The sequence below is a fragment of the Pandoraea sp. 64-18 genome (assembly GCF_001899225.1).
Classification (GTDB): Bacteria; Pseudomonadota; Gammaproteobacteria; order Burkholderiales; family Burkholderiaceae; genus Pandoraea; species Pandoraea cepalis.
The window spans coordinates 86,031-109,146 of sequence record NZ_MKVU01000005.1 but is presented as its reverse complement, the minus strand read 5'-3'; the positions used below and the strand labels follow the sequence as shown (position 1 = coordinate 109,146).

Sequence of the window (23,116 nt, the reverse complement as noted above, 5' to 3'; positions counted from 1 at the left end):
AGACTTTCGATGGCAACGCTGCACATCAGCCTTTGGCTGATCGGACTGTTGGTCGCACTTGCGCTCCTGTTCGACTTCATGAATGGCTTCCACGACGCCGCCAACTCGATCGCCACGGTGGTCTCGACGGGCGTGCTCAAGCCGCATCAGGCGGTGGCTTTTGCCGCCATGTTCAACGTGATCGCGCTGTTCGTCTTTCATCTGAAAGTCGCGGCGACGGTGGGCAAGGGGACGGTTCATCCCGAAATCGTGGATCACTACGTGATCTTCGGCGCCCTCGTCGGGGCGATCGCGTGGAACGTGATTACTTGGTACTACGGCATTCCGTCGAGTTCGTCGCACGCGCTGATCGGTGGATTGGTCGGCGCTGCGGTGGCCAAGGCCGGCACGGGTTCGCTTGTCACGAGTGGACTGCTGCAAACGGTCGCGTTCATTTTCATCTCGCCGCTGCTCGGTTTCGTGCTCGGTTCGTTCTTCATGCTGCTGGTGTCCTGGTTGTTCTTCCGAACGCCACCCGCGCGCGTCGACCGCTGGTTCCGCCGCCTGCAGCTGATTTCGGCCGGTATGTACAGCCTGGGACACGGCGGTAACGATGCCCAGAAGACCATCGGTATCATCTGGATGTTGCTGATCGCCGCGGGCATGTGGCCGCAGGAGGCTGCGGAACCGCCGCTGTGGGTGATCGTGGGCTGCTATCTGGCGATCGGTCTGGGCACCATGTTCGGTGGCTGGCGCATCGTGCGCACGATGGGGCAGAAGATCACCAAGCTCAAGCCGGTCGGTGGCTTCTGTGCCGAAACCGGCGGGGCGTTTACGCTGTTCTTCGCGTCGTGGCTCGGCGTGCCGGTCTCGACCACGCACACCATCACCGGCGCCATCGTGGGCGTTGGCGCCACGCGCAAGCTCTCTGCGGTGCGCTGGGGGGTGGCAGGCAACATCGTCTGGGCATGGGTGCTGACGATCCCGGCCTCGGCGTTCATCGCCGCGATCGCGTGGTGGGTCGGCAAGCAGATTCTGTGATGTCGGTTCGGCGGGCTGCCGTCTCATGACGGTGTGACCCGCCAGGGCAACAAAAAAAGCGGCTTCGGCCGCTTTTTTTGTGTCCTGCTTTAGCCCCCCGCGGGCGGCATGGCGCCATTGGCAGGCCGCATCGAGGCCATCGAGAGAATCAATTTCTATAGCCAATAGCGATCAATTACTATTCCGTCATAGTGTTTAATCGATTCCCGTGGGAGGCTAACATGACTGCATTGATCCATCGTTGCTTGCATCGCCGTCCGGTCACCACACTGGTGGGCGTCGCGATCAATGTCGGCGGCGCGGCGACGCTGCTTGCCCACCTGCGCTGATCCTTCAATTCACGCTCAACCGATGCTCGTCTGCCGGAAGTGATTACATCGAGCTGTTGGCGAAGCGAGCGATGGGATCGTCGTCCTGCGGGGCTGGGGCGGCAAGGTTGGCTGTGCGACTCGGCACCAAGACCTGCGGCGCTACCATCGGAGACGGAGTCGCCCCGGTAAGCGGGTGGTTCGGTGCGGTATTCGATGGGTTCACAGGCTCGCTCGGTGGCGTTGCCGCGGCGGGCGACTGAGCGAGCGAGGCCGGCGCCGACCGATTCACGTAAGTCGTATTACCTGCGGGTGCCTTGTTCGCTGCGACGCGTCGAACACCATCGATCCGGCGTGCCCAATATGGAATGAAGAGACTCTCCAGGCGCACTGTGCCGCCGGTGTTCGGCGCGTGTACGAACTGCCCCTGACCCACGTAGATGCCTACGTGCGAGTGGGCGCGTCCCGTCGTGTTGAAGAAGATAAGATCGCCCGAGGCGAGGTCGTCGCGCGCCAACGGTGTGCCCACACCACTCATGTCGGCCGTCGTGCGGGGCAGGTTCACGCCGGCGGCGCGCGCCACGACATAGCGCACGAGGCCGCTGCAATCGAAACCGGAATCCGGGGTGTTGCCGCCGTAGCGGTAAGGAATGCCAACGAGGCTCATCGCTTCGAGCGTAATCTCCTCCTGACCCGCGCTGCGCTCCGGCCCCATCGTTCGGTTGCCATAGTTCGCACTGCCGCCTTGTCGGATTGATGGGCCCGACGAACAAGCCGCGACCAGCAACGTCAGCGCCAGCGTGCCCACGCAACGGCCCCACGCGTTCGGCGGGATAGCCGGATGCGTCACGTCGCGAGCGAGGAGGCGAGAGAACAGTCGCATGCGCCGAGTTTACGACGCTTATCGGGTCGATGCACCGTAAAAGCGCCGAAAGACGGGCGTTCTGTGGCATCGACGTCACAAATCAGCGGATTCCCGGATGACGCTGTCGTCGGTGCGCTCCGCCTTGGCGACGCCGGCGGTCAAAAAAAACGGCGCCCGAAGGCGCCGTCGTGTTGAGCATGGAGCGAAGCGCGTAGAGCGAAGAGGCTCGCCGTCCGCGGTCGGCAGACGTCAGAGGATTTCCGCCGCGTAGTCGGCCAGACGCGAACGTTCGCCGCGCGCCAGCGTGACGTGCCCGCTGTGTCCCCATCCCTTGAATCGATCGACCACGTAGGTGAGGCCCGAACTGCCTTCGGTCAGGTACGGCGTATCGATCTGCGCGATGTTGCCCAGACAGATCAGCTTGGTCCCCGGGCCGGCACGCGTGACGAGCGTCTTCATCTGCTTCGGCGTAAGGTTCTGCGCCTCGTCGATGATGACGAACTTGTTCACGAACGTACGACCGCGCATGAAGTTCATGCTCTTGACCTTGAGTCGCGAGCGAATCAGTTCCTGCGTGGCCGCGCGGCCCCATTCGCCGGCGGAATCGTCGGTCTTTTGGAGCACTTCCAGGTTGTCGTCGAACGCGCCCATCCACGGTTGCATCTTCTCTTCCTCGGTGCCCGGCAGGAAGCCGATATCTTCACCGACGGGCACGGTCGCGCGCGTGATGATGATTTCGTTGTAGCGCTTCTCGTCAAGCGTTTGCGCCAGACCAGCGGCCAGCGCCAGTAGCGTCTTGCCGGTACCGGCCTGACCGAGCAGCGTGATGAAGTCCACTTCGGGATTCATCAGCAGGTTCAGCGCGAAGTTCTGCTCCCGGTTGCGCGCCGTGATGCCCCACACGTTGTTCTTGTGGTGTCCATAGTCGCGCAGCGTTTGCAGCAGCGCCGTCTTGCCGTTGATCTCGCGAACCTGCGCGTAGAACGGCGCCTCGCCGTTGTTCGTCTCCAGATAGACGAACTGGTTGATGAGGAAGCTCGCGCAGAGCGGCCCGGTAATGCGATAGAACGTGGTGCCGGTGCGATTGTCCTGCCAGCTCTCCATACCCTTGCCGTGCTTGGTCCAGAAGTCCGTCGGCAGGGGCATCACGCCCGAGTAGAGCAGATCGCTGTCCTCGAGCACCTTGTCGTTGAAGTAGTCTTCCGCGGGCAGGCCAAGCGCATGCGCCTTGACGCGCATGTTGATGTCCTTCGACACCAGCACGACCTGGCGATCGCGGAACTTGTCCTGCAATGCCCGCACGACGCCGAGAATCTGATTGTCGGCCTTGCCTTGCGGCAACCCGTCGAGCGGCGGCACGTCGGTCAGGTCGGTCTGGAAGTACAGGCGCCCCGTGGCGTCCTTGTTGCCAAGCCGCGAGAGGAGGATGCCTTCGACCATCGACTTCGTGCCGCTCTCGGCGACCAGCCCGTCAAGGGTGCGGCTCACCTGACGCGCATTGCGCGCCACTTCCGACATGCCCTTCTTGTGATTGTCCAACTCTTCCAACGTCATCATCGGCAGATAGACGTCGTGCTCTTCGAAGCGGAACAGGCTGCTTGGGTCGTGCATGAGCACGTTCGTGTCGAGCACGAAGAGCTTGGCGGGTTCCTGGTCCTTCAGACGTGCCCGTTTCGAACCCGTGCCCGTTGACGTAGGCTTGACGGCCTTGAGGGACGGTGTTGCCCCGTTCGACTCGGCCGCCGGCGGCGACTGGGGCGAGCGTGCGACAGGCGACGGTTGTACTGTCGTCTGCGGTGCCGCCGAGGGTTTAGGCACGACCTTCAATTCGGCCGCGCCGGCACCCGTGGCACCGGACGTCTCGCCCAGTGCGAGTTGCTCAGACGAGGGGATCGGTTTCTTGGCCTCCGTGCGCGAAGGTTTGAGGCGAGTGGGGAATTGTTCCGGGGCGAGCAACGAGCCCGGTTTGGTCGGCGCCGATGGCAATGGCATAGATTTCCCGTTCAAGAAAACACAACACGACTCGGCCGGGACAGACTGCGGTACCCCACGTCCCGGCAACAAAAAAGCCGCCTGCCCGGACGCACCGGAGAGGCGGCTTGGCTGAAGGCGCCGCCGTGGCAACGCCTGCAATAGTCTGGTTCAATGCGCTTCATCATTACGGCTGACTATAACGTCTCTTGCCGTGCTTGTATAGCGCCGAATGTCCGCACTGGCGGTCGCCTTCGGTCCTCGTGCAACACGCGACAGAAGCGCGCTTGCGCGGGGCCGGCGACGATGCCCGGCGCCCGATGCGCCGCGGCACTGACAAGCCCTCCAGCGGATCAGAGCGCCTGCACGACGCTCAGCACTTCGGTAACGTGATCGGGCACACGTACGCCGCGCCATTCGTTGCGCAATACGCCTTTTTCGTCGATCAGGAACGTGCTGCGTTCGATCCCCAGATGTTCCTTGCCATACAGTTTTTTCAGCTTGATGACACCGAACAATTGGCAAACTGCTTCGTCGCCGTCCGAGATCAGCGGGAAGGGCAGTTCGAGTTTTCGCTGGAAGTTTTCATGCGAGCGAAGGCTGTCGCGCGACACGCCAACGATTTGCGCCCCGGCTGCCTGAAACTGATCGTAGTTGTCGCGGAAGTTCATGCCTTCCGTCGTGCAGCCGGGGGTATTGTCCTTCGGGTAAAAATAGATCACCACCTTCTGGCCGCGATGCGCCTTGAGCGAAAAATCGCCGCCGGTGGCCGGTGCGGTGAAATCGGGCACGGGGGTGTCGATGGCTACCGTCACTATGGTCTCCTTGGGTGGCCTTGCAAGGCCGGAACGGGGAAGTGGATCGAAAGCGGGTTCAGGCAGTGGCCTGGCCCTCGAGAATCAGATCGCCCGAGCGGCCCGGAATTTCGCCCCACACGACGGGATGCGCCGGTAGCGAGGCAAGATCGAGCGTCTCGTAGTATTGGCCCATCGTCACCAGGGCGTGTCCCTGGCGGCGCCATCCAGCCAGCAATTGACGGAACAGCGGGGCCAGTTTCTGCCCTTCGAGTTCTGCGTGAAGGGTGAACACGTGATCTTGCGCCGGATCGCGGGTCAGGGCAAGCAGATGATCGGCCACGCCGTCGAGGTCACGACCGTCGATGCCCAGCAACTCGTCGACCGTCGGCAGGGTCGTCGGCATCTGCACATGCTGTAGACGCACGCCATCGACGATGGGGTAGTGCGGGGCGATGCCGCGTCCGTCAGACGCATACTTCATGCCCCAGGCGTCGATCTGCCGAAACGCGTGCGGATTCATCTGCCAGCCGGCTGCCCCATGCGTGCGCGGCGGCGCACCGAAAACCTGGAGGAAGCGCGCATGGGCTTGCGACATCTGATGTTGCGTCCAGGCGGCGTCGCGTGTGCGCACGTTGTCTTGCCAATACGTGTGGTCCCACGTGTGGATGCCGGTCTCGTGGCCCGCGTCTCGCACAGTGCGCATGACGTCGGCCGCACGCCGCCCGATGTCCGGGCCGGGGAGCAACGTGCCGTACATGAGCGTTTTGAAGCCGTAGTGCTCGACCACCGAAGTGCGTGAAACTTTCTTCAAAAAGCCAGGACGGAAGACACGCTTGAGTGCCCAACCGGTGTGGTCCGGCCCGAGGCTGAACAGGAACGTCGCTTGCGCCTCGTGCTCGGCCAGTGCGGCGAGCAGATTGGGCACGCCTTCGCGTGTGCCGCGCAGCGTGTCGACGTCGATCTTCAGGACAATGTTGGCCATAGCCGCCCTTGAGTGAGATATCGCAATGACCTCGAGCGATATCCTGAACTGCGAAACAAACTACCGAGTCAAAAACGCCCGATGCGCCGAGGGCGCACCGGGCGTGCAATGCGAAGGGCTGCAATGGGCGGCAATGCGCTGCCCGTAACCCCGAGGCGGTAGGCCTGACGCAGGCCGCCCGACCGTGTCGCGGATGTCCCTGACTGTTCCTTACTCGGCCTCGACCAGACGGCGCGCTTCGGCGACATGGCCACGATACGCTTCGAAAATCTTGCGCAACGCGTCGTCCATCGACGTGGTCGGTGCCCAGCCGAGTTCCTGCATGGTGTTCTCGATCTTCGGCACGCGATTCTGCACGTCCTGATAGCCGTTGCCGTAGTAGGCGCCCGACGAGGTCTCGACGAGTTGAACCTTCTTGGCCGTGTCGGCGTACTCGGGATATTCGGCGGCCAGCTTGAGCATCATGTTGGCCAGCTCGCGCACCGAGAAGTTATTCGTCGGGTTGCCGATGTTGTAAATCTTGCCGCTGGCAATGTTGTTCTTGTTATCGATGATGCGCACCAGGGCGTCGATACCGTCGTCAATGTCGGTAAAGGCGCGTTTCTGGCTGCCGCCGTCGACCAGGCTGATATTCTCGCCGCGAGCAATGTGGCCGAGGAACTGCGTGACTACGCGCGACGAACCTTCCTTCGGCGTGTAGATCGAGTCGAGGCCGGCGCCGATCCAGTTGAACGGGCGGAACAGCGAGAAATTCAGGCCTTCCTGCATGCCGTAGCCCCAGATCACACGATCCATGAGCTGCTTCGAACACGCGTAGATCCAGCGCGGCTTGTTGATCGGGCCATAGATCAGCGGCGAGTTTTCCGGATCGAACTCGCCGTCGGTGCACATGCCGTAGACCTCGGAGGTCGACGGGAACACCAGGTGCTTGCCGTACTTCACGGCCGAGCGCACGATCGGCAGGTTCGCCTCGAAGTCGAGTTCGAACACACGCAGCGGAGCCTTCACGTAGGTGGCCGGCGTGGCGATGGCGACGAGCGGCAGAATCACGTCGCACTTGCGAATGTGGTACTCGACCCACTCTTTGTTGATCGTGATGTCGCCTTCGAAGAAGTGCATGCGCTCGTGGTTGATCAGATCGCCGAGGCGATCGGTGAGCATGTCCATGCCATAAACTTCCCAGTCGGTCGTCTCCAGGATGCGCTTCGACAGATGGTGGCCGATGAACCCGTTGACACCGAGAATCAGGACTTTTTTCATATTGCGGTCAGTGATTGAGCTGGGAAAACTGTGCCGGCGTGACTGCTTTGCCGTCCAGCATTAGTTCATGAATGACGACAGCATTTGCGTCGCCACAAACGCCAAGGAGCGCATTATCCACTACTTGCAGTCCGCAGGGCAAACCGGCGGGCGCCGGCGCGCGTGACAAACGGGCGTGCGTGACAACCCAGCGACGGTCCGCCACATCGGTAAACGCCCCCGGATAGGGCGGCGCGACCGCGCGAATGAGGTTGTAGACGTCTTTTGCGGGCTTCGACCAGTCGATGCGGCCGTCTTCCGGCTTGCGTCCGCCGAAGTAGCTACCTGCGCTCAGTTCGTTCACCTGTCGCGGTGCCGTGCCGGCGATCAGGCCTGGCAGGCAGCGCCAGAGCGTCTGCTCGGCGGCGACCGTGACTTTCTCGAAGACCTCGCCCGCCGTATCGTCCGGCAGGATCGGCACGGCGGTCTGGTCGATGATGGCGCCGGCATCCGGCTTGGCGGCCATCTCGTGCAGCGTCGCGCCCGTTTCCGTTTCGCCCTTCAAAACGGCCCAGTTCACCGGTACGCGGCCGCGATACTTCGGCAGCAGCGACCCGTGCATGTTGAACGCGCCGCGCGAGGCGATTTCGAGCACCGCCACGGGAATCATGTGGCGATAGTAAAAGGAAAAGATGAAATCCGGCGCGATGGCGCGCAGTTGTGCGGCGAGCGCGGGATCGGCCGGATCGTCGGGGGTGACGACTGGGATACCGTGCTCGGCGGCGACACGGGCCACGCTGCCGAACCAGATGTTCTCGTTCGGATTGTCCTGATGGGTGACGACGAGTGCGACGTCGACACCGCGCGCGAGCAGCACCTGCAGGCAGCGCACGCCCACGTTGTGATACGCAAAGACGACAGCTTTGGCGGCTTGGGGCACTGGGGCGCTCATGAGGCGTGCGATCCCAGTTCCGTGGCGCCGGTCGTCTGACGCACGCTCGACGTCACGCTGGTGCCCTTGTCTGATTGGCCGGACGACGGGTCCTCCAGCACCGCTTGTACCAGATAGCGCGGACGCTGGCGAACCTGCTGATAAATGCGGCCGATGTACTCGCCGAGCAGGCCCATGCCGAACAGAATCACGCCCAGCAGGCAGAACGTGACGGCGAACAGCGTGAACACGCCCTGAACTTCCGAGCCGAAGAGGAAGCGGCGGGCCATCAGCACGACGAACAGCAGACCGGAGGCCGCCGACAGCGTGATGCCGACGCCCGAGAGCCACTGCAACGGCACCACCGAGAAGCCGGTGACGAGGTCGAAATTCAGACGAATCAGGCTATAGAGCGAATACTTCGACTCGCCGGCGAAGCGTTCTTCGTGGGCGACGTCGACTTCGGTGGGGTTCTGCGCAAACGTGTAGGCCAGCGCCGGAATGAACGTGTTGATCTCACGGCACTGATTGACCGTGTCGACGATATGACGGCTGTAGCCGCGCAGCATGCAGCCCTGGTCGGTCATGCGAATGCGCGTGATGCGCTCACGCAAGCGGTTCATCGCGCGCGAGGCATGGCGGCGGAACCATGTGTCCTGACGGTTCATGCGCACCGTGCCCACGTAGTCGTGCCCGGCCGCCAGTTTCTCGACGAGCTTGCCGATTTCCTCGGGCGGGTTCTGCAGGTCGGCGTCGAGCGTGACGACCCATTCGCCACGCGTGTGTTCGAAGCCGGCCAGGATGGCCATGTGTTGTCCGTAGTTGCCGTTGAACAGCACCACGCGCGTCGTGTCCGGGCGCGCACGGAACTGCTCGGCAAGCAAGGCGGCCGAGCGGTCGCGGCTGCCGTCGTTGACGAACACCACTTCATAAGCCACGCCCAGCTTGTCGAGCGCCGGATACAGCCGGGCGAAGAGGGCGGCGAGTCCGGCCTCTTCGTTATATACCGGGATGACGATGGAGAGTTGGGGGCAGGTCATTTTTGATGGTCGGCGCAGAGGGCGTTGACGGCTTCGCAGACGCGCGCAACGTCGGCATCCGCCATGGCGGGGAAGAGAGGCAACGTCAGGATCGAACGGCCCAGACGCTCCGTATGCGGGAACTGCCCTTCCCGGAAGCCGAGCCCGCGGTAGAGCGTAAACAGGTGGATGGCCGGGTAATGCACGCCACTGCCGATGCCGCGCGCCTTGAGTTTTTCCATGAAACCCGCGCGGTCGATCGTGAGGCGCGCCAGCGGCAGCTCGACCTGGAACATGTGCCAGTTCGAGTTCGTGAAGTCGGCGTGCGGCAGGCCGAGGCCAAGCGCCACGGCCGCGCCGCCCGCGAACGTGTCGAAATACAGCCGCGCCAGCGCCGAGCGACGGCGGTTGAATTCCGCCAGATGCGGCATCTGGCCGAGGCCCACGCGTGCAGCGACGTCCGTGAGGTTGAACTTGCCGCCGAGCACGTCAACGTCCATGCCATCGAAGCCGGTGCGGGTTACGCCCTGCAGCCGGTACTTCTCGGCCAGGCGGGCTTCGTCCTCATTGTTGAAGACGAGCGCACCGCCTTCGATGGAGGTCAGGTTCTTGTTGGCGTGGAAGCTGAACGAGACGAGGTCGCCGAAGGCACCGATGCGCTTGCCGCCCCATGTCGAGCCCATGGCTTGCGCGGCGTCCTCGATCACGCGCAGGTTGTGACGGCGCGCGATGTCGTACAGCCGGTCCATGTCGAGCGGCAGCCCGGCCAGATAGACCGGGATGATCGCGCGCGTCCTGGGCGTGATCGCCTTTTCGAGCAGATCGAGATCGAGATTGCGGGTCGCCGGGTCGACGTCGACGAATACGGGCGTCGCGCCGACTTCCAGAATCACGTTGGCCGTGGCGACCCACGACAGCGACGTGGTGATCACTTCGTCACCGTCTTGCACGCCGGCGAGGCGCAGGCCGATTTCCAGCGTCGCGGTGCCCGAGTTGAAGACGCGCACCGGGCGTCCGCCAAAATAGTCGGACAAGGCCTTCTCGAAGGCCTGCACTTGCGGGCCCGAGGTGATCCAGCCAGAACGCAGCACCTCGGTAACGCCGGCGATGGTGGCATCGTCGATGCTCGGCCGTGTGAACGGCAGAAACGGAAGATTCGGTTGGGCGGTTGCCGAGTCGCTCATGATTAAGACCAAGTCTCAGATAAACAGGGGGAGACGCGCCGGTGTTTGCTTGTTGCGGCGCGTCCGTGATTTCGGTCCGTCAGCAGCCTTAGCTGCGCGCAAGAATATAAACGCCGACCAGGATGATGCCGATGGCCACGACACGCTGCATGGACAGCGCCTCGCCAAACAGGTACCACGCGGCAAAGGCATTCACCACGTAGCCGAGCGAGAGCATCGGGTACGCGATCGAGACCTCGACGCGCGAGAGTGCCAGAATCCAGACGACCACGCTGATCGCATAACAGACGAGCCCGCCCATGATCGGCACTTGCGTGGCCAGCTTGAGGCCGATGGGCACGATGTTGGCACGCGTGAACTCAAGCGCGCCGATCGAGCTGGCGCCCGCCTTGAGCAACAACTGGGCGCACGCATTGAGCAGCACGCCCGTGAGAATAAGTGAAAATGTGGCGAGATTCATGGAACGTTGATGAACGTTTGTGAATAATTATGGATACCGCAAATGGGCTGGCGCTTAGTTTCCCTAAGCGCATCAGCCTGTTGTCGTCGCTGTCTCCGGCCAAAGCCGTCGACGGCAAACGGATCGAACGAAGGCCAGATGCGCTATTTTACGTTGTCTTCCGCCTGCGGTTTGGTGATTACGATACGGCGCGCGTCACGCGCGACGATCCGCATGGGCAAGTGCTCGGTTTCGAGCTTGCCGAACGTGTCCGGATCGACCAGCGCGAGCGCTTTCGGGGCGGTGCGCCAGCGGGCGTAGAAGTCGTCGAGCGTGGGCAGCCATTTCTGCGGCTCCTGCTTCACACCGAATTCCAGTTCGTCCGGGTGCTGCACCATGATCATCGTGCGGCCGAGGTAGTACGGCAGGGTGTGATCGAGCACATTGACCGAATAGAACGGCACATTCGGCCCGAGACGCTGCATCTCGGCCTTGATGGCCGGCACGAGCAACACGCCTGAGCTTTGGCGCCCGAACACTTCGTGTCCCATGCCGCCGACGCTCACGAGCAACAGCATGCCGCCGGCAAAGGTGAGCAGCGCGCGCCGCGCGCTATGGCGCGCCAGTCGCCATGCCACGAGCGTGCCGGCCAGGCCGAGGCCGATCGCGACATACAGCCAGATCTGGAACGCCTTGTACAACTCGTTCGGATTGCGCACGCTCCCGGGGCGTCCCGCGAAGATGGCCACCATCACGAGCGCGGCAATCAGCAGGATCGCATAACCGGCCAGGTGCAAGCGCACGGTGTCGCGCCGCAATTGCGCCAGATACAGGCCGACGAGCAGCGCCATGGCCGGCGCGATGGGCAGCAGATACGAGATCAGCTTCGAGTGCGAGGCGCTGAAAAACACGAAGATGAACGCCGACCACACCCACAGCATCAGCGCGGGGGCGAAACCGTTGGGCTGGCGGGGCATGCGCAGCGTGGCGCGTACGGTGCCCGGCAGGACCGACAGCCAGGGCAGGAAGCCGACGAGGAACACGGGCACGAAATACCACGGCGCGCCATCGCGGTTATGGCCCTCCATCGCGAAGCGTCGGAAGTGCTCGTTGATGAAGAAGAAGTCGAAGAATTCGGGGTTGCGCATTTGCACCAGCACGAACCACGGGGCCGCCAGCGCGAAAAAAACGATCAGGCCGCTGCCCAGGTACAGGCGTCGCCACAAGGCCCAGTCCCGTGCAATGAGCGTATAGAGCACGAGCACGGCGCCCGGCAGCACGATGCCGACGAGCCCCTTGCTCAGCACGGCGAGCGCCATGGCCGCCCAGCACAGCCACATCCAGGCGCGCACGGCGGGGCGCGCAAGCCCCGGGCGCTGTGCCAGCAGCAGGGCGCACAGCGAGAGCCCCATGAAAAACGACAGGCCCATGTCCAGCACGTTGAAGTGCCCGAGCAACGACCACAGCGGCGCGCTGGCGAGTGCGACGGCCGCGAACAGACCCACGCGGGCATTGAACACGCGCCGGCCGGTAAAACCGACCATCAGCACGCCCGCGAACCCCGTGAGCGCGGTCCACAGCCGGGCTTGCCATTCCCCAAGCCCGAATGCCGCGAACGTGAGCGCATTCATCCACGTTTGCAGCGGCGGTTTCTCGAAATACTTGTAGCCGTTGTAGCGCGGCGTGATCCAGTCGCCCGTGACCCACATCTCGCGCGCCATTTCCGCGTAACGGCCTTCGTCGCTCGCGATCAGGTGGCGGTAGTCGAGCACGCCGAACCACACGAGCGCGAACGCCACGAGCAGTAGCCAGAAAGCGGTCGGCGAGAGCGGGTAGGCCGCGGGCGGCGAGGCGGGGGCGGGCAGGGGAGAGGACGCGAGGGGGGCGGCAGCCTGCAGGCCGGAGGCGAGCGGGCGGCGGCTCACGCAGTCGCCTCGGTCTCGATGAGCAGGGCGAGCACGACGCGGCGCCCTTCGCTCATCAGGATGTTGTAGGTGCGGCAGGCGGCCTGGGTGTCCATGGAGTCGACGCCAACGCGCCGGCTGGTGAGCGACGTGGTCAGGCGCGGATGCGCGAAGCGCAGGCGCTCACCGCTGCCGAAGATCACGACTTCGGGGGCGAGGGCATGCAATTGGTCGAAATGGGCGGATTCGAGCGCGTCGAAGCGCGACACCGGCCAGGCCTGGATCTCGCCCTCGGGCGCAATGATCACGCTGTGCTCGTGACGAATCTTGTTGACCTCGACATAGCCCCGGCCGTAGCCGGTGACCGTGTTCAATGCTTGCGACGGGTCTTGATGCAGTTTCACTTTAGAAAGATTCCCTGCCCAGGGCTTGCCCCGGGGGTGGATGCACGTCGGCAGATCGTTCAACGGGCGGGCATCTTGCCTCGCATGGCGCAAACCGTCAATGATGCATTGCCGAACTCTGTCATAATTGGCTAAATTATAGCTTTTTGCCGTACGCAGCACGGCAAAACCGTTGCAGTGCGGCATTTGCCACGCCTAAACCGGGGAAATGCGGTGCCCTGTGCGCTTCGCGCACATCGCCGTCCGATCGCCGGTGCGTCGTGCGTCCCGCCTGCCTGCCGGCTCGTCCGGACCCCTGCGCCGCCCGCCAAGACCACAACCGCCGTGAAACCGATCCTCAAATCGCTGAAATTGCAGAATGTCTGCTACGACATTCGTGGACCCGTGCTCGAACATGCCAAGCGCATGGAAGACGAGGGTCATCGCGTCATCAAACTGAACATCGGCAATCTGGCGCCGTTCGGTTTCGAGCCGCCCGACGAGATCGTGCAGGACATGATCCGAAATCTGCCGAATTCGGCCGGTTATTCGGACTCGCGGGGCGTGTTTGCGGCGCGCAAGGCGATCATGCACTACTGCCAGCAAAAGCGCATCAAGGACGTCCAGCTCGACGACATCTACCTCGGCAACGGGGCCTCCGAGCTGATCGTGATGGCCATGCAGGCGCTGCTCAACGATGGCGACGAGGTGCTGGTGCCCGCGCCCGACTACCCGCTCTGGACGGCCGCCGTCAGCCTGTCGGGCGGCACGCCGGTGCATTACGTCTGCGACGAGCAGGCGGACTGGCAGCCGGATCTCGCCGACATCCGCAAGAAGATCACGCCGAATACGCGCGCGATCGTCATCATCAACCCGAACAACCCGACCGGCGCGCTGTACTCGGACGAACTGCTCAAAGACATCGTCGCCCTCGCGCGTGAGCACAAGCTCATCATTTACGCCGACGAGATCTACGACAAGATCGTCTACGACGGCGCGGAGCACACCTCGATCGGTTCGCTGTCCGAGGACGTGCTCACCATCACGTTCAACGGCCTGTCCAAAAGCTATCGCGCGTGCGGTTACCGCGCGGGCTGGATGGTCGTGTCGGGCGACAAGCGTCCGGCGAGCGACTACATCGAAGGGCTGAACATCCTGGCCTCGATGCGCCTGTGCCCGAACGTGCCGGGCCAGTACGCCATCCAGACGGCGCTCGGCGGCTACCAGAGCATCAAGGACCTGATCGTGCCGGGCGGACGCCTGTACGAGCAGCGCGAGATCGCGCACCGCATGCTCACCGACATTCCCGGCGTGACCTGCGTGAAGCCGAAGGCCGCGCTGTACCTGTTCCCGCGTCTCGATCCGGCGATGTATCCCATCGCCAACGATCAGGACTTCATTCTCCAGTTGCTGCTTGAAGAGAAGGTCCTGCTGGTGCAGGGCAGCGGCTTCAACTGGATGCATCCCGACCATTTCCGCGTTGTGTTCCTGCCTCACGAGGGCGACCTGGAAGACGCCATCAGTCGCATTGCCCGCTTCCTTGACGGTTATCGCCGTCGCCACGGCAAGTGATGCGCGCCACCCGATTTCGACTTTTGAGTAAAACCGCATGAAACCGATCAAAGTGGGCCTGCTCGGCCTTGGCACGGTAGGCTACGGTGCCTTCCAGGTACTGGCTCGCAACCAGGAAGAAATTCAACGTCGCGCCGGCCGGGGGATCGAGATTACGAAGGTCGCAGTGCGCAATGTCGAACGCGCCCGAGGCCTCGTGGGCAGCGCCGCTGTCGTGACGGGCGATCCGTTCGACGTGGTCAACGATCCGGACATCGATGTCGTGGTCGAGACCATCGGCGGCTACGACCTCACGAAGGAACTGGTCCTCAAGGCGATCGAGAACGGCAAGCACGTGGTCACGGCCAACAAGGCGCTGCTGGCCCTGTACGGCAACGAGATTTTCGCTGCCGCGCGCAAGGCCAACGTGATGGTCGCCTTCGAAGCGGCCGTCGCTGGGGGCATTCCCATCATCAAGGCGCTGCGCGAGGGCCTGACCGCCAACCGCATCGAGTGGATCGCCGGCATCATCAACGGCACCACGAACTTCATTCTTTCAGAGATGCGCGACAAGGGCATCGACTTCGACGTGGCCCTTGCCGATGCCCAACGTCTGGGCTACGCGGAAGCAGACCCGACGTTCGACATCGAAGGCGTTGATGCCGCGCACAAGCTCACGCTCATGAGCGCCATCGCGTTCGGCGTGCCGGTGCAGTTCGAGCGTGCCTATGTCGAAGGCATCACCAAGCTCTCGGCGCTGGACATCAAGTATGCGGAGGAGTTCGGCTACCGCATCAAACTGCTGGGCATCACGCGTCGCACCGAGGCCGGTATCGAATTGCGCGTGCATCCGACGCTGATTCCGTCCAAGCGCCTGATCGCCAACGTGGAAGGCGCCATGAACGCCGTGCTGGTGCAGGGCGACGCCGTGGGCGCCACGCTGTATTACGGCAAGGGTGCGGGCGCCGAGCCGACCGCCTCGGCCGTGGTGGCCGATATCGTCGACGTGACGCGTCTGCAAACGGCCGATCCGGAGCATCGCGTGCCGCACCTGGCGTTCCAGCACGACGCGCTGTCGAACACCCCGGTGCTGCCCATCGACGAGGTCACGACCAGCTACTACCTGCGTCTGCGCGTGGTCGATCGCGCGGGCGTGATGGCGGAACTCACGCGCATCCTCGCCGATCTGGACATCTCCATCGACGCCTTGCTGCAGAAGGAATCGCGCGAGGGTGAGCATCAGACCGACATCATCATCCTGACGCACCAGACCCAGGAGAAGCACATCAACACGGCCATCGCGAAGATCGAGTCGATGGACACCGTGCTCTCGAAGGTCACGCGCATCCGTATGGAGGCGCTCAGCTGAGCGCCGGCCACACGAACCGATACGACAGGACACGACCCACATGAAATACATCTCCACGCGCGGCGCGGGCCTGACCTCGGGCGAGCCGCAATCGTTCTCCAGCATTCTGCTGGGCGGCCTGGCCCCGGATGGCGGTCTGTATCTGCCGACGCAATACCCGCAGGTGACAGCGGACGAGCTGCGCGCCTGGCGCCAGTTGTCGTACGCCGAGCTGGCCGCGAAGGTGTTGGCCAAATTCGCGGGCGACATTCCGGCCGAGATCCTGGCCGACCTGACGGCGCGCACGTACACCGCCGAGGTGTACCGCAATGTGCGTCCGGGCGAAGACGCGGCCGACATCACGCCGCTGCTGCCGCTGGGCGACGAAGGGGGCACGCAGCTCTCGCTGCTGGCGCTCTCGAATGGCCCGACGCTGGCGTTCAAGGACATGGCCATGCAGTTGCTGGGCAACCTGTTCGAGTATGCGCTGGCGCAGCACGGCGATGCACTCAACATTCTCGGCGCGACGTCCGGCGACACCGGCAGCGCGGCCGAGTACGCCATGCGCGGCAAGGAAGGCATTCGCGTCTTCATGCTCTCGCCGGCCGGCAAGATGAGTGCGTTCCAGACGGCCCAGATGTACAGCCTGCAGGATCCGAACATCTTCAACCTCGCGGTGGAAGGCGTGTTCGACGACGCACAGGACATCGTCAAGGCGGTGTCGAACGATCACGCTTACAAGGCGCGCTACAAGATCGGCACGGTCAATTCGATCAACTGGGCCCGTGTCGTGGCGCAGGTCGTCTACTACTTCAAGGGCTACTTCGCTGCGACGGGCGGTCGGTCGGGCCAGGACGGCGAGGTGTCGTTCACGGTACCGTCGGGCAACTTCGGTAACGTTTGCGCTGGCCATATCGCCCGCATGATGGGCCTGCCGATCCGCAAGCTGGTCGTGGCCACGAACGAGAACGACGTGCTCGACGAATTCTTCCGCACCGGTCACTACCGCGTGCGCAAGTCCGCCGAAACGTTCCACACCAGCAGCCCGAGCATGGATATCTCGAAGGCGTCGAACTTCGAGCGTTTCCTGTTTGACCTGCTCGGCCGCGACGCGAACGCGACCGCCGAGCTGCTCTCGAAAGTCGAGCGCGAAGGCGGCTTCGACCTGTCGGGCACCGAAGCCTTCGCTCGCGTGGCACAGTTTGGTTTTGTCTCGGGGCGAAGTACGCATGCCGATCGCTTGGCGACGATCCAGGACGTCGCCAAGCGTTACGACGTGGTCATCGACACCCACACGGCCGACGGTGTGAAGGTCGCGCGCGAAGCGCTCGAACCCGGCGTGCCGATGGTGGTGCTCGAGACCGCCCAGCCGGCGAAGTTCGCCGAGACGATTCGCGAGGCGTTGCATCGCGAGCCGCCGCGCCCGGCCGGCTTCGAGCAGCTCGAATCGCTGCCGCAGCGCTTCGAGACGGTGCCGAACGACGTCGCGAGCGTGAAGGCCTATATCGCCGAGCACACCGGCCTGTAAGGCGGCGCTCGCCCTGTCCCCCTGATGTCTCCCTTGACTTGCGCGCCTTCACCATGCTGAGTACACAAGACGCCCTGGATGCCGTGCTGGCAGCAGCCCGACCGCTGGATCGGCAGGAGACGGTCGACACGCTTGCGGCCAACGCTCGCGTGCTGGCCGCCGACGTGATCGCCACGCTGGACGTGCCGCCGATGGATACGAGTGCCATGGACGGCTACGCCGTGCGGGTCGCGGACCTGGTCGGGGACGAGACCGTGCTGCCGGTCTCGCAGCGCATTGCGGCGGGGCACGCCCCTGAACCGCTCGCCCGCGGCACGGCGGCGCGCATCTTCACCGGCGCGCCGGTGCCACCGGGTGCCGACGCCGTCGTCATGCAGGAGCAGTGCGACGCGCGCGAGGACGGGACCATCGTGATTCGCCATAGGCCGGCGGTCGAGGAGTTCATCAATCGGCAAGGGTCGGATATTCGCCGTGACAGCGTCGTGCTTGCCGCCGGAACCCGGCTGAGGGCCCCGGCGCTGGGGCTCGCGGCGTCCGTAGGCATGGCGAAGCTGCAAGTCGCACGTCGCTTGCGTGTGGCCGTCTTCTTCACCGGTGACGAGCTGACCATGCCTGGCGAGGCGCTGCGTGCAGGCAGCATTTACAACTCGAACCGTTTCGTGCTGCGCGGGCTCCTGGAGAATCTGGGCTGCGAGATGACCGATTACGGCATCGTGCCCGATAATCTGGCCGCCACGCGCGCGATTCTGCGCGACGCGGCGCGCGGCAACGACCTGATCATCACGTCCGGCGGCGTGTCGGTGGGCGAGGAGGATCACGTCAAACCCGCCGTGCAAGCCGAAGGCCGCCTCAATCTGTGGCAGATCGCGCTCAAGCCGGGTAAGCCGCTGGCGTATGGCGAGGTCAATCGGGCCGGCGGCGAGACGGCGCATTTCATCGGCCTGCCCGGCAATCCGGTGTCCAGCTTCGTGACGTTCCTGCTGTTCGTGCGCCCGTTCATTCTGCGTTTGCTGGGCGCGACGGCGGTGACGCCGCGTCGCATTCCCATGCGCGCGGACTTCACGCAGACGAAGGCGGACCGTCGCAATGAATTCGTGCGCGCCCGTATCAACGAGCAGGGCGGCCTCGACGCGTTTCCCAACCAGAGCTCGGCGGTGCTGACGTCGACCGTGTGGGGCGACGGCCTCATCGACAATCCGCCGGGGCATCGTATCGAAGCCGGCCAGACGGTGGCGTTCCTGCCGTTCTCCGACCTCCTATATTGAGAGACAGGTGCGTCGCCGATGCGGCGTGCCAGCCAGACTATGCAGATCGAACTTCGTTTTTTCGCCAGCGTCCGCGAGGCGCTCAATGTCGCTGAGGAGCGTGTGGATGTTCCCGCCGGGATTGCCACGGTGGGCGACGTGCGCCAGTGGCTGTGCGGCCGTGGACCGGTGTGGGCCGAGACGCTCGGCGCACAGCGCGCGCTGCGCATGGCGCTCGACCATACGATGGTGCCGGCGGCCACGCGGCTGACCGACGGCTGTGAAGTCGCGTTCTTCCCGCCCGTGACGGGCGGTTGAGCCGCATGTCGTCGCCAGCGTAGCGATTCACGGGACAGGAGATACCGCCAGCATGCCGATTCGTGTACAGACCGAGGATTTCGACCTGTCGGAGGAGATTCGACGGCTGCGCGCAGGCGATCTGCGCGTGGGGGCCGTGGCGAGCTTCGTGGGCACGGTGCGCGATTTGAACGACGGCAACGACGTTTCGCGCATGACGCTCGAGCACTATCCGGGCATGACGGAGAAGGCGCTCGCGGCGATTGTCGAGCAGGCGTGCGCGCGTTGGCGCTTGTTCGACGCGCTGGTGATTCACCGCTACGGCGAACTGGGCCCCGGCGATCAGATTGTGCTCGTGGCCGTCACGTCCGCCCATCGGGGGGATGCGTTTGCTGCCTGCGAGTTCATCATGGACTATCTGAAGACCGAGGCGCCCTTCTGGAAGAAGGAAGCGACGCCGCAGGGCGAGCGCTGGGTCGATGCGCGCGAGACGGACACGGCAGCACGCGAGCGCTGGGCGACCGAAGGGGCGCCCGCGTCGACTGGTAACCGCTGATTTCTTCTTTGATTATCAAATAACATCGGCGAAGATTTCCCATCATCGCCGATCGTGTCATTTTTGGGGCCGTGCAGGCCTCGCCTGCTTCACGCTGTCGAGTAGCGCCCGTTGCGCCGGGGGCAGCGTGTATTCCCATCCGAACAGATTCAACTGAAGGCTTTCCGCGATCCGGATGGCCGGTTCCGCGAAGGCGAAGGCGGCCTGCGGTTCGAAGAGCCTGTCCAGCGTATCGAAGAAGAGGGCGAGCCAGCGGCTGAAATGCTCGCCGCTCAGGTGGCCGAACGGCTGATGCGCCTGCGTCACATTGCCGCGGTAGCGTTTGGCGCCGAGCACGATGCTGGACCAGAACGCCACCATTTTTTCCAGATGCATATCCCAGCGGCCTTCGAGCGCCTGCCGGAACACCGGGCCGAGCATCTCGTCGTCGCGGATGCGCCCGTAGAAGGTGTTCACGAGCAGTCGCACGGCGTCTTCGTCGATCTCGGCGAGGCGCGTTGCGGGCCACGGATCCGGCGGCTGGCGGGAGGTTTGTGCTGACATTTCGAGTGGCACCCGGGCGGGCGCGCCGGCACTTCTCGACGTTCTACCGTCAGCGCGACGCGTGGTGCGGGAGGCTGAAAATCGCTATTATGAGCTTCAATGCCGGGCGTGTCCCGCGGTCGTTTCACGCTCCCCGTATGGCGTCATCTCGCCCGATGCTGGGGCGGGTGCTGACCCGTTCCGGCCTCGCACGACAATGTCAATCGTCGCGCTGCCATGCCCCTTGAAACCGCAGGGGCTTGTCCGCACATCCGATCCAGAGAGATTTCTTACCGGAGCCCTAGATGCGACAAGACAAATTCACCACGCAGTTCCTGGAAGCGCTGGCTGATGCCCAAAGCATGGCAGTCGGTCGCGACCAGCAATACATCGAGCCGCTGCATCTTCTCGCAGCGCTGCTTGCTCAACCCGAGGGCGCCGCGCGCTCGTTGCTGCAGCGCGCCGGCGTGCAGGTGCAGCCGCTCGCGCACGACATCGAGACGGCCCTCGCGAAGCTGCCGCAAGTTCAAGGCACCGACGGCAACGTCCAGGTCGGCCGTGAACTCGCGGGCCTGCTCAATCAGGCCGACAAGGAAGCGCAGAAGCATGGCGACAGCTATATCGCCAGCGAAATGTTTCTGCTCGCGCTGGCCGACGACAAGGGCGAAACGGGCAAACTGGCGCGGGCGCGTGGCCTGACGCGCAAGTCGCTCGAAGCCGCCATCGAAGGCGTGCGCGGCGGACAATCCGTCAACAGCCAGGATGCCGAGAATCAGCGCGAAGCCCTCAAGAAGTACACGCTGGATCTGACCGAGCGCGCGTCGCTTGGCAAGCTCGATCCGGTGATCGGCCGCGACGACGAAATTCGTCGCACGATCCAGATTCTGCAACGCCGCACGAAGAACAACCCGGTGCTCATCGGTGAGCCGGGGGTGGGCAAGACCGCCATTGTGGAAGGACTTGCGCAGCGCATCATCAATGGCGAAGTGCCGGAGTCGCTCAAGAACAAGCGCGTGCTTGCCCTGGACATGGCGGGGCTGCTCGCCGGCGCGAAATTCCGTGGCGAATTCGAAGAGCGGCTGAAGAGCGTGCTGAGCGACATTGCCAAGGATGAAGGGCGCACGATCCTGTTCATCGACGAAATTCATACGATGGTGGGGGCCGGCAAGGCCGAAGGCGCCATGGACGCGGGCAACATGCTCAAGCCGGCGCTCGCGCGCGGCGAATTGCATTGCATCGGCGCGACCACACTCGACGAATACCGCAAGTACATCGAGAAGGACGCCGCGCTGGAGCGTCGTTTCCAGAAGGTGCTCGTCGACGAGCCGAGTGTCGAGGCAACGATCGCAATTCTGCGTGGCTTGCAGGAGAAATACGAGCTGCACCACGGGGTGGAGATCACCGACCCGGCCATCGTGGCGGCGGCGGAACTCAGCCAGCGCTACATCACCGACCGGTTCCTGCCGGACAAGGCCATCGACTTGATCGACGAGGCCGCGTCGAAGATCAAGATGGAAATCGACTCGAAGCCGGAAGTGATGGACAAGCTCGACCGTCGCCTGATCCAGTTGAAGATCGAGCGCGAAGCCGTCAAGAAGGAAACCGACGAAGCCTCGCAAAAGCGCCTTGCGCTGATCGAGGAAGAGATCTCGCGCCTGGAACGCGAGTACGCCGACCTCGAAGAAGTGTGGACCGCGGAGAAGGCGGCGGTACAGGGCAGCGCCCAGGTCAAGGAAGAGATCGAGCGCGTGCGTGCCGACATTACGAAGCTGCAACGCGAAGGCAAGCTCGACAAGGTGGCTGAACTGCAATATGGCAAGCTGCCGCAGCTCGAAGCCCAGTTGAAGGACGCCGACGCGGCGGAAGCGGCGGGCCAGCAGTCGCATCCACGCCTGTTGCGCACGCAGGTGGGCACCGAAGAGATTGCCGAAGTGGTCTCGCGGGCGACCGGCATCCCGGTCTCGAAGATGATGCAGGGCGAGCGCGAAAAGCTGCTCCACATGGAAGACAAGCTGCACGAGCGCGTGATTGGGCAGGACGAGGCGATTACCGCCGTGGCCGACGCCATCCGGCGTTCGCGTGCCGGGCTGTCGGATCCGAACCGTCCGTATGGTTCGTTCCTGTTCCTCGGGCCGACCGGTGTGGGCAAGACCGAGCTGTGCAAGGCGCTGGCGATGTTCCTGTTCGATGCCGACGATCACCTCATCCGCATCGACATGAGCGAGTTCATGGAGAAGCACAGCGTCGCTCGGCTGATTGGCGCGCCTCCGGGCTATGTCGGTTATGAAGAGGGCGGCTACCTGACGGAAGCCGTGCGTCGCAAGCCGTACAGCGTGATCCTGCTCGACGAAGTCGAAAAGGCGCACCCGGATGTGTTCAATGTGCTGCTGCAAGTGCTCGACGACGGGCGCATGACCGATGGCCAGGGCCGCACGGTGGACTTCAAGAACACGGTGATCGTGATGACGTCGAATCTCGGATCGTCGATGATTCAGTCGATGGTCGGCGAGCCGCAGGACCGCATCAAGGATGCCGTGTGGGGGGAAATCAAGGATCACTTCCGTCCGGAGTTCCTGAACCGCATCGACGAAGTTGTGGTGTTCCACGGTCTCGACCAGAAGCACATCGAGTCGATTGCCACGATCCAGATCGAGATCTTGCGTCAACGTCTGGCCAAGCTTGAAATGACGCTCGACGTGACCAAGGCGGCACTCACGCATGTGGCGCGGGAAGGCTTCGACCCGGTGTTCGGTGCGCGGCCGCTCAAGCGGGCGATCCAGCAGGAAATCGAGAACCCGATCGCCAAGCTGGTGCTGGCGGGCAAGTTCGGGCCGAAGGACACCATCCCGGTCGACTGGCGCAACGGGCGATTCACGTTCGAGGGCGACGCCGCCGGGCCGGTGACAGAAGCGGCCGAAGCGACGCCACCGGCCGCCGAGTAAGCGCGAACGCGGTTCCTGCAACTCGCTTGGACCGCATGATCCGTCCCCGCGTATTGCAATGTGCGCGGGGATTTTTTTACTTCAGG

20 protein-coding genes are annotated in these 23,116 nt (G+C 63.8%); 8 read left to right on the top strand and 12 right to left on the bottom strand.

All coding sequences use genetic code 11. The features are described from left to right. Positions 1–9 precede the first annotated feature (9 nt). Positions 10–1,020 (top strand): inorganic phosphate transporter, encoded by a 1,011-nt coding sequence (locus BGP02_RS02055; RefSeq protein ID WP_017232284.1) that lies wholly within the window; start codon positions 10–12, stop codon positions 1,018–1,020. A 372-nt stretch (positions 1,021–1,392) separates the two neighbouring features. On the opposite strand, the gene BGP02_RS02050 is transcribed toward BGP02_RS02055, so the two are convergent. The 11 genes from BGP02_RS02050 to BGP02_RS02000 form a co-directional block, all read right to left on the bottom strand. Beyond that, positions 1,393–2,211: a C40 family peptidase gene (locus BGP02_RS02050; RefSeq protein WP_150563552.1), complete on the bottom strand. Its 819-nt coding sequence runs from the start codon at positions 2,209–2,211 to the stop codon at positions 1,393–1,395. Between the two features lie 231 nt (positions 2,212–2,442). Continuing rightward, a complete protein-coding gene (locus BGP02_RS02045) occupies positions 2,443–4,185 on the bottom strand; it encodes a PhoH family protein (protein WP_017232281.1) in 1,743 nt (580 codons plus the stop codon). 332 nt (positions 4,186–4,517) lie between these two features. Further along, entirely contained in the window at positions 4,518–4,979 is a 462-nt protein-coding gene (locus BGP02_RS02040; protein WP_150563550.1) for a peroxiredoxin, read from the bottom strand. Positions 4,980–5,037: 58 nt separating this feature from the next. Next, positions 5,038–5,943, bottom strand: coding sequence for a polysaccharide deacetylase family protein (locus tag BGP02_RS02035; RefSeq protein WP_286797532.1), 906 nt, complete (start codon positions 5,941–5,943; stop codon positions 5,038–5,040). A gap of 210 nt (positions 5,944–6,153) precedes the next feature. Next, complete coding sequence (locus BGP02_RS02030) at positions 6,154–7,203, bottom strand: bifunctional UDP-4-keto-pentose/UDP-xylose synthase (RefSeq protein WP_017232278.1); 1,050 nt, start codon at positions 7,201–7,203, stop codon at positions 6,154–6,156. Positions 7,204–7,210: 7 nt separating this feature from the next. Next, the gene (locus BGP02_RS02025) at positions 7,211–8,134 is read right to left on the bottom strand and encodes a formyltransferase (RefSeq protein WP_039829885.1); all 924 of its coding nucleotides are present in this window, start codon (positions 8,132–8,134) and stop codon (positions 7,211–7,213) included. Beyond that, positions 8,131–9,153, bottom strand: a complete 1,023-nt coding sequence (locus tag BGP02_RS02020) for a glycosyltransferase (protein ID WP_017232276.1) — start codon at positions 9,151–9,153, stop codon at positions 8,131–8,133. The genes BGP02_RS02025 and BGP02_RS02020 overlap by 4 nt, the downstream gene beginning before the upstream one ends. Continuing rightward, entirely contained in the window at positions 9,150–10,316 is a 1,167-nt protein-coding gene (locus tag BGP02_RS02015; RefSeq protein ID WP_261938703.1) for a DegT/DnrJ/EryC1/StrS family aminotransferase, read from the bottom strand. The genes BGP02_RS02020 and BGP02_RS02015 overlap by 4 nt, the downstream gene beginning before the upstream one ends. An 88-nt stretch (positions 10,317–10,404) precedes the next feature. Then, complete coding sequence (locus BGP02_RS02010; protein WP_017232274.1) at positions 10,405–10,776, bottom strand: SMR family transporter; 372 nt, start codon at positions 10,774–10,776, stop codon at positions 10,405–10,407. Positions 10,777–10,919: 143 nt separating this feature from the next. Beyond that, the gene (locus BGP02_RS02005; protein ID WP_502688459.1) at positions 10,920–12,680 is read right to left on the bottom strand and encodes a glycosyltransferase family 39 protein; all 1,761 of its coding nucleotides are present in this window, start codon (positions 12,678–12,680) and stop codon (positions 10,920–10,922) included. Further along, entirely contained in the window at positions 12,677–13,063 is a 387-nt protein-coding gene (locus tag BGP02_RS02000; RefSeq protein ID WP_017232272.1) for an Mth938-like domain-containing protein, read from the bottom strand. Before BGP02_RS02000 ends, BGP02_RS02005 begins: the two co-directional genes overlap by 4 nt. Before the next feature lie 324 nt (positions 13,064–13,387). Here BGP02_RS02000 and BGP02_RS01995 point away from each other — a divergent pair, with 324 nt between their 5' ends. The 6 genes from BGP02_RS01995 to moaE are packed head-to-tail and all read left to right on the top strand — an operon-like array spanning position 13,388 to position 19,566. After that, entirely contained in the window at positions 13,388–14,614 is a 1,227-nt protein-coding gene (locus tag BGP02_RS01995) for a pyridoxal phosphate-dependent aminotransferase (RefSeq protein ID WP_017232271.1), read from the top strand. 37 nt (positions 14,615–14,651) lie between these two features. After that, positions 14,652–15,962 (top strand): homoserine dehydrogenase, encoded by a 1,311-nt coding sequence (locus BGP02_RS01990; RefSeq protein WP_017232270.1) that lies wholly within the window; start codon positions 14,652–14,654, stop codon positions 15,960–15,962. Positions 15,963–16,002: 40 nt separating this feature from the next. Continuing rightward, positions 16,003–17,469 carry a threonine synthase gene (gene thrC / locus BGP02_RS01985; RefSeq protein WP_286797526.1) on the top strand — a complete coding sequence of 489 codons (1,467 nt, stop codon included), beginning with the start codon at positions 16,003–16,005 and terminating at the stop codon, positions 17,467–17,469. A 53-nt stretch (positions 17,470–17,522) separates the two neighbouring features. Beyond that, positions 17,523–18,734 carry a molybdopterin molybdotransferase MoeA gene (locus BGP02_RS01980; RefSeq protein ID WP_286797524.1) on the top strand — a complete coding sequence of 404 codons (1,212 nt, stop codon included), beginning with the start codon at positions 17,523–17,525 and terminating at the stop codon, positions 18,732–18,734. A 39-nt stretch (positions 18,735–18,773) separates the two neighbouring features. After that, a complete protein-coding gene (gene moaD, locus BGP02_RS01975; RefSeq protein ID WP_017232267.1) occupies positions 18,774–19,031 on the top strand; it encodes a molybdopterin converting factor subunit 1 in 258 nt (85 codons plus the stop codon). Positions 19,032–19,083: 52 nt separating this feature from the next. After that, positions 19,084–19,566: a molybdopterin synthase catalytic subunit MoaE gene (gene moaE, locus BGP02_RS01970; RefSeq protein ID WP_286797522.1), complete on the top strand. Its 483-nt coding sequence runs from the start codon at positions 19,084–19,086 to the stop codon at positions 19,564–19,566. Between the two features lie 57 nt (positions 19,567–19,623). Here moaE and BGP02_RS01965 read toward each other — a convergent pair whose 3' ends face one another. After that, the gene (locus tag BGP02_RS01965) at positions 19,624–20,022 is read right to left on the bottom strand and encodes a group III truncated hemoglobin (protein ID WP_286797520.1); all 399 of its coding nucleotides are present in this window, start codon (positions 20,020–20,022) and stop codon (positions 19,624–19,626) included. Between the two features lie 371 nt (positions 20,023–20,393). Here BGP02_RS01965 and clpB point away from each other — a divergent pair, with 371 nt between their 5' ends. Continuing rightward, positions 20,394–23,030: an ATP-dependent chaperone ClpB gene (gene clpB / locus BGP02_RS01960; RefSeq protein ID WP_017232264.1), complete on the top strand. Its 2,637-nt coding sequence runs from the start codon at positions 20,394–20,396 to the stop codon at positions 23,028–23,030. The last annotated feature ends 86 nt before the right edge of the window (positions 23,031–23,116 follow it).

Coding starts and splice junctions, on each gene's coding strand:
- BGP02_RS02055 (WP_017232284.1), top strand. CDS start 10: ATGGCAACGCTGCACATCAGCCTTTGGCTGATCGGACTGTTGGTCGCA.
- BGP02_RS02050 (WP_150563552.1), bottom strand. CDS start 2,211: ATGCGACTGTTCTCTCGCCTCCTCGCTCGCGACGTGACGCATCCGGCT.
- BGP02_RS02045 (WP_017232281.1), bottom strand. CDS start 4,185: ATGCCATTGCCATCGGCGCCGACCAAACCGGGCTCGTTGCTCGCCCCG.
- BGP02_RS02035 (WP_286797532.1), bottom strand. CDS start 5,943: ATGGCCAACATTGTCCTGAAGATCGACGTCGACACGCTGCGCGGCACA.
- BGP02_RS02030 (WP_017232278.1), bottom strand. CDS start 7,203: ATGAAAAAAGTCCTGATTCTCGGTGTCAACGGGTTCATCGGCCACCAT.
- BGP02_RS02025 (WP_039829885.1), bottom strand. CDS start 8,134: ATGAGCGCCCCAGTGCCCCAAGCCGCCAAAGCTGTCGTCTTTGCGTAT.
- BGP02_RS02020 (WP_017232276.1), bottom strand. CDS start 9,153: ATGACCTGCCCCCAACTCTCCATCGTCATCCCGGTATATAACGAAGAG.
- BGP02_RS02015 (WP_261938703.1), bottom strand. CDS start 10,316: ATGAGCGACTCGGCAACCGCCCAACCGAATCTTCCGTTTCTGCCGTTC.
- BGP02_RS02010 (WP_017232274.1), bottom strand. CDS start 10,776: ATGAATCTCGCCACATTTTCACTTATTCTCACGGGCGTGCTGCTCAAT.
- BGP02_RS01990 (WP_017232270.1), top strand. CDS start 14,652: ATGAAACCGATCAAAGTGGGCCTGCTCGGCCTTGGCACGGTAGGCTAC.
- thrC (WP_286797526.1), top strand. CDS start 16,003: ATGAAATACATCTCCACGCGCGGCGCGGGCCTGACCTCGGGCGAGCCG.
- BGP02_RS01980 (WP_286797524.1), top strand. CDS start 17,523: ATGCTGAGTACACAAGACGCCCTGGATGCCGTGCTGGCAGCAGCCCGA.
- moaD (WP_017232267.1), top strand. CDS start 18,774: ATGCAGATCGAACTTCGTTTTTTCGCCAGCGTCCGCGAGGCGCTCAAT.
- moaE (WP_286797522.1), top strand. CDS start 19,084: ATGCCGATTCGTGTACAGACCGAGGATTTCGACCTGTCGGAGGAGATT.
- clpB (WP_017232264.1), top strand. CDS start 20,394: ATGCGACAAGACAAATTCACCACGCAGTTCCTGGAAGCGCTGGCTGAT.